The sequence below is a fragment of the Nocardioides lijunqiniae genome (genome assembly GCF_015024225.1).
Lineage (GTDB): Bacteria > Actinomycetota > Actinomycetes > Propionibacteriales > Nocardioidaceae > Nocardioides > Nocardioides lijunqiniae.
On sequence record NZ_JACJGM010000011.1, the window covers coordinates 1 to 5879 of the forward strand.

Here is a 5879-nt window from a genome sequence, read left to right on the forward strand (position 1 = left end):
GCGGCTGCGGGCGGGGGCGCCGCCTGCGTGCGGTCGGCAGCCGCCGGCGGGGGCAGCACCGGGCGTTGCTGGGCCGTCGTGCGGCCAGCGTCCGGCGTGCCGCCCTTCGCGCCGCCTCGCTGGTCCTGGGTGACAGGGATGACCTGGGTCGCCTCGGCGTCGGCGTCGGAGCCGGTGCCGTCGGGCTCGTGGTCGAAGATGGACAGGCCCTGGTCGCTCATGGGGGAGTTACCTCGCTGTGGTGGGTGGCAATGGGGAAGTGCCGCCCATCCTCCACGATCCGCCTGAAAGAACCCAGCCCCTCCGAGGGGTGTCCGGCCCTAGACCCCGCGGAAGCGGTTGATCGCGTCGAGGTGGGTGGCGCGCATCTCGTGGTCGCGGACCCCGAGGCCCTCCTCGGGCGCCAGGCACAGCACGCCCACCTTGCCCTGATGGGCGTTCTTGTGGACGTCGAGCGCCGCCTGGCCCACGTCGTGGAGGCCGTAGGTGCGCGACAGGGTCGGGTGGATCATGCCCTTGGCGATGAGGCGGTTGGCCTCCCACGACTCGCGGTAGTTGGCGAAGTGGGAGGAGATGATGCGCTTGAGGTTCATCCACAGGTAGCGGTTGTCGTACTCGTGCATGTACCCCGAGGTCGAGGCGCAGGTCGTGATGATGCCGCCCTTGCGGGTGACGTAGACGCTGGCGCCGAAGGTCTCGCGGCCCGGGTGCTCGAAGACGATGTCGATGTCCTCGCCGCCGGTGAGCTCGCGGATCCTGGCGCCGAGGCGCTTCCACTCCTTCGGGTCCTGGGTGTGCTCGTCCTTCCAGAACCGGTAGTCCTCCTCGGAGCGGTTGATGATCAGCTCCGCGCCCATGCTGCGGGCGATGGCGGCCTTCTCGTCGTTGGAGACCACGCACACGGGGGTGGCGCCGCCGTTGAGGGCGTACTGCGTCGCGAAGCCGCCCAGGCCGCCCGAGGCGCCCCAGATCAGGACGTTGTCGCCCTGCTTCATGTTGCCGCCGTTCTTGGAGACCAGCTGACGGTAGGCGGTGGAGTTGACCAGCCCGGGAGAGGCGGCCTCCTCCCAGGTCAGGTGGGCCGGCTTGGGCATCAGCTGGTTGGACTTGACCAGCGCGATCTCGGCGAGGCCGCCGAAGTTGGTCTCGAACCCCCAGATCCGCTGCTGCGGGTCGAGCATCGTGTCGTCGTGGCCGTCGGGGTCCTCGAGCTCCACCGAGAGGCAGTGGGCCACGACCTCCGTGCCGGGCTTCCACCGGGTGACGCCGGGCCCGGTCTTGAGCACGACGCCGGCCAGGTCGGAGCCGACCACGTGGTAGGGCAGGTCGTGGCGCTTGGTGAGCTCGGAGAGGCGGCCGTAGCGCTCCAGGAAGCCGAACGTCGACACCGGCTCGAAGATCGAGGTCCACACGGTGTTGTAGTTGATCGCGGAGGCCATGACGGCGACGTACGCCTCGCCCGGTCCGAGCTCGGGCAGCGGCACGTCGTCCACGTGCAGCGACTTGCGCGGGTCCTTGTCGCGGGCCTCCAGCCCCTCGAACATGTCGACCTCGTCCTTGTGGACGGTCACGGCCCGGTAGGACTCGGGGAGGTCGAGGCTCGCGAAGTCCTCGGCGGTGGTGCTGCCAGGGTCGTTCGAGGCGGCGAGGATGGCGTCGAGGATGTTCTGCACGTCAGCTCCTGGTGGTGCGGGTCGTGGGTCGGGGCGGATATTACCGGCGAGTAACTGGTCAGTGGGGCGTGGTCGCGGGCTGGACCAGCTCCACGAGCACCCCACCGGCGTCCTTGGGGTGCACGAAGTTGATCCGCGAGCCCGCCGTGCCGCGGCGGGGCTCGTCGTAGAGCAGGCGTACGCCGCGCTCGCGCAGGACGGCGCTGACGGCCTCGACGTCGACGACCCGGTAGGCCAGCTGCTGCATCCCGGGGCCCGAGCGCTCGAGGAACGTGGCGATCGTCGAGCTCTCGTCCAGGGGGGCGAGGAGCTGCAGGCAGGAGCCGGAGTCGCCGACGGCCACCATCGCCTCCCGCACGCCCTGGTCCTCGTTGACCTCCTCGTGGACCAGCTCCATGCCGAAGGTGTCGCGGTAGAACGCGATGGCGATGTCGAGGTCGGGCACGGCGATGCCGACGTGGTCGATCGCGGTGAACAGGTGGCCGGGCAGGCCCGTGCTCGGGTCGGCCGGGGGAGTCGGTGCGGTCATGCGCCACATGGTCGTACGCCGCCGCCGTCGCCGCGACCGGTTGTGACTTGTTCCTCACGACGGGGGTCTCCGCCACCCTCGCCCCGACCGTGGCTCGTGGGTATCGTCACGAGAGACCCACCCAGGCCGGGACCACCAGGCCAGAACTCCACGGAGGCACCCATGTCCGGATCCGTCATCGTCGCCGGAGCGCGCACCCCGATCGGCCGCCTGCTCGGCGGCTTCAAGGGCCTCTCGGCCGCGGAGCTCGGCGGCCACGCCATCAAGGGCGCCCTCGAGAAGGCCGGTGTCACCGGCGACCAGGTCGACTACGTGATCATGGGTCAGGTGATCCTGGCCGGCGCCGGCCAGAACCCGGCCCGCACCGCCGCCGTCGCCGGTGGCATCCCGATGGACGTCCCGTCGATCACCATCAACAAGGTGTGCCTGTCCGGCCTCAACTCGATCGCGATGGCCGACCAGATGATCCGCGCCGGCGAGGTGGAGATCGTGGTCGCGGGTGGCATGGAGTCCATGACCAACGCGCCGCACCTGCTGCCCAAGTCGCGTGAGGGCTTCAAGTTCGGCGACGTGCCGCTCGTCGACTCGATGGCCTACGACGCGCTCTTCGACCAGGTCACCTCCCAGGCGATGGGCCTGCTCACCGAGGAGCGCAACGCCGCCGGCGCCAACCTGACCCGCGAGGAGCAGGACGAGTTCGCCGCGCAGTCGCACCAGAAGGCCGCCGTCGCGTGGAAGAACGGCGTCTTCGAGGACGAGGTCGTGCCGGTCTCGATCCCGCAGCGCAAGGGCGACCCGGTCGTCGTCTCGACCGACGAGGGCGTCCGCGCCGACACCAGCATCGAGTCGCTGGCCAAGCTGCGCCCGGCGTTCAGCAAGGAGGGCACGGTCACGGCCGGCTCGTCGTCGCAGATCTCCGACGGCGCCGCGGCGGTCGTCGTGATGAGCAAGGCCAAGGCCGAGGAGCTCGGGCTGGAGTGGCTGGCCGAGATCGGCGCGCACGGCATGGTCGCCGGCCCCGACTCGAGCCTGCAGCTGCAGCCGGCCAACGCCACGGCGCTGGCCTGCAAGAAGGACGGCATCGACCCGACCGACCTCGACCTGGTCGAGTTCAACGAGGCCTTCGCCGCCGTGGGCATCGCCTCGGCCCGCGAGCTCGGCATCGACAACGCCAAGGTCAACGTCAACGGCGGGGCCATCGCGCTCGGCCACCCGGTGGGCATGTCCGGCACCCGCGTCGTGCTCCACCTCGCCCTCGAGCTCAAGCGACGCGGTGGCGGGGTCGGCGCGGCGGCCCTGTGCGGCGGCGGTGGCCAGGGCGACGCGCTGATCGTGCGTGTCCCGAAGGACTGAGGCCGACGTCCCGGACCTCGTCGAGCGCGCCCGCGCCGGCGAGGCCCGGGCGGTCGCACGGCTGATCTCGCTGGTCGAGGACGAGTCGCCGTTGCTGCGCCAGGTGATGGCGAGCCTGGCACCCCACGCGGGCCACGCCCACGTCGTGGGCGTCACCGGCTCGCCGGGCGTGGGGAAGTCGACGTCCACCAACGCCCTGGTCGGCGCCCTGCGCCGCTCCGGCAGGCGCGTCGGCGTCCTGGCGGTGGACCCCTCGTCGCCGTTCTCCGGCGGCGCCCTGCTGGGGGACCGGGTGCGGATGGGCGACCACTCCTCCGACCCCGGCGTCTACATCCGCTCGATGGCCGCGCGAGGCCACCTGGGCGGGCTGGCGTGGACGACGCCCCAGGCGCTGCGCGTGCTCGACGCCGCCGGGTGCGACGTGGTGCTGGTCGAGACCGTGGGAGTGGGTCAGAGCGAGGTCGAGGTGGCCGGGCTGGCCGACACCACGATGGTGCTGCTCGCACCCGGCATGGGCGACGGCATCCAGGCCGCGAAGGCGGGGATCCTCGAGGTCGGCGACGTCTACGTCGTCAACAAGGCCGACCGCGACGGCGCCGACCAGGTCCGCCGTGACCTGCGCGGGATGCTCGCCCAGGGCGATCGGCCGGAGGGGGCCTGGCGCCCGCCCGTGCTCGCGACCGTCGCCCAGAGCGGCGAGGGCGTCGACGAGGTCGTCGAGGAGCTCGACCGCCACCGCTCCTGGCTGGCGTCGTCGGGCCAGCTGGAGCGACGCCGGGTGCGCCGCGCCCGCAGCGAGATCGAGGCCATCGCGCTCACCTCCCTGCGCCGCCGGTGGGGCGACGTCGCCGGCCACGCCTCCCTGGACGACCTGGCCGCCGCGGTCGTCGCCGGCGACTCCGACCCCTACCGCGCCGCCGACCGGCTCCTGGAGTCGCTGGGCGGCTGAGGCCGCACAGCTCGTCACCAGCGTCGGGGGTCGAGCAGCGAGGAGCGCCAGCGACGAGCGCCCGTCGAGACCCGCGGTGGTTGAGGTGCGAGCGCAGCGAGCCTCGAAACCACACTGTGTGTGCGTGGCTGGTGTTGGCCCGCGCGCGTAGCAGCCCGGGTCTCGGCGTCAAGGATCGCCTTCGGCGCCCGCTTCGCGGCGCCCTTCGGGCGTCCTTGACTCCGAGCCTCTCCCGGGCTGCTTTGGCGGCGCACGGGCGGCGGCGGCTTCGCCGCGCCGCCCGCCAACAGCGCGGGCCCTGCCTATCGGTCACCCACGTCGGCAGTTCGAGCCCGACGCCGACGTCTCCACGCTTGGCCGGCCCGGTGTGGTGACCAACTGCCGACGCTGAGTGTCGGTCGTCGCACCACCAGTCACACCAGCCCCAGAAGCCTCATCAGCCGGGGGTTGCCGCGCATTGCGCGGGCGGCGCGGGCGGAGCCCGTGTCGCCCCGTGCGCCGTCAAGCCGGTCGAGAGAGGCTCCGGGTCAAGGACGGCCGGAGGCCGCCGCGAAGCGGGCGAAGCTCCTTGATGCGGAGACGCGACCGGCTAAGCGCGCGGCACCCCGGTCCGGCCCCGAGGAGGCAGTCAGAGGTGCGGGGGTCTCGACGGGCGCTCGTCGCTGGCGCTCCTCACTGCTCGACCACCGGTGCGCTCGGGCGGCGGCGCGGTTTCGAGGCTCGCTGGCGCTCGCACCTCAACCACCGATGGGCCGGCGTGGTTTCGAGGCTCGCTGGCGCTCGTACCTCAACCACCGATGCCTGCGCCGTGGCTCGGCGATTCGGGGGTCTGGGGTTCGGGCACTGGGGGGCATGCCCAGCGTCGAGCGCACCGTGACCGTGGACCAGCCGATCGAGAAGGTCTGGACCTACCTCTCCGACTTCACCACCACCGAGGAGTGGGACCCACCGACGGTCTCGACGGTCCGCACGTCCGGTGACGGCGGCGTCGGGTCGACGTACACGAACGTGTCGAAGTTCCTCGGCAACGAGACCGAGGTCAAGTACGTCGTGACCGAGGTCGTGCCGCACCAGCGCTTCCAGATCGCCGGTGACGCGGGCTCGATGGACCTGCTCGACACGATGACCTTCGAGCCGACCGCGACCGGCACGTCGGTGACCTACCACGCGGAGTTCTCCCCGCACGGCGCCGCCAAGCTCGCCGAGCCGTTGATGCCGCTGGCCCTGAAGGTCCTCGCCGACAAGGTCGCCGCGAGCATGGAGGAGAAGCTCGCCGCCCTCTGAGGCGGAGCGCACCCGAAGACACGAACGGCCGGGGCGGCGGGCGGCGTGCACCCGCCCCGCCGGGCGGCGGGGAGCCGCCGGCCGCGGGGCG

The 5879-nt window shown here is 72.1% G+C and carries 5 protein-coding genes and 1 pseudogene; 3 read left to right on the forward strand and 3 right to left on the reverse strand.

The genetic code is table 11. The features are described from left to right. The 3 genes and pseudogenes from IRQ30_RS09240 to mce all read right to left on the reverse strand — a co-directional run. Window positions 1–221: pseudogene (locus tag IRQ30_RS09240) on the reverse strand (hypothetical protein); the annotation flags it as partial. A gap of 99 nt (window positions 222–320) precedes the next feature. Then, window positions 321–1673, reverse strand: coding sequence for a crotonyl-CoA carboxylase/reductase (gene ccrA / locus IRQ30_RS09245; RefSeq protein ID WP_193612631.1), 1353 nt, complete (start codon window positions 1671–1673; stop codon window positions 321–323). Between the two features lie 58 nt (window positions 1674–1731). Further along, window positions 1732–2202, reverse strand: coding sequence for a methylmalonyl-CoA epimerase (mce, locus tag IRQ30_RS09250; protein ID WP_193612632.1), 471 nt, complete (start codon window positions 2200–2202; stop codon window positions 1732–1734). Window positions 2203–2364: 162 nt separating this feature from the next. On the opposite strand from mce, the gene IRQ30_RS09255 reads away from it, so the two are divergent. From IRQ30_RS09255 to IRQ30_RS09265, 3 genes are all read left to right on the forward strand, one after another. Then, window positions 2365–3555, forward strand: coding sequence for an acetyl-CoA C-acetyltransferase (locus tag IRQ30_RS09255; RefSeq protein WP_193612633.1), 1191 nt, complete (start codon window positions 2365–2367; stop codon window positions 3553–3555). Next, a complete protein-coding gene (gene meaB / locus IRQ30_RS09260; RefSeq protein ID WP_193612634.1) occupies window positions 3539–4504 on the forward strand; it encodes a methylmalonyl Co-A mutase-associated GTPase MeaB in 966 nt (321 codons plus the stop codon). Before IRQ30_RS09255 ends, meaB begins: the two co-directional genes overlap by 17 nt. Window positions 4505–5356: 852 nt before the next feature. Continuing rightward, window positions 5357–5788, forward strand: coding sequence for an SRPBCC family protein (locus tag IRQ30_RS09265; protein ID WP_193612635.1), 432 nt, complete (start codon window positions 5357–5359; stop codon window positions 5786–5788). The last annotated feature ends 91 nt before the right edge of the window (window positions 5789–5879 follow it).

What these genes read in the sequence shown, in the direction of transcription:
- mce (WP_193612632.1), bottom strand. Translation starts at nt 2,202, where the DNA reads ATGACCGCACCGACTCCCCCGGCCGACCCGAGCACGGGCCTGCCCGGC.
- IRQ30_RS09255 (WP_193612633.1), top strand. Translation starts at nt 2,365, where the DNA reads ATGTCCGGATCCGTCATCGTCGCCGGAGCGCGCACCCCGATCGGCCGC.
- IRQ30_RS09265 (WP_193612635.1), top strand. Translation starts at nt 5,357, where the DNA reads ATGCCCAGCGTCGAGCGCACCGTGACCGTGGACCAGCCGATCGAGAAG.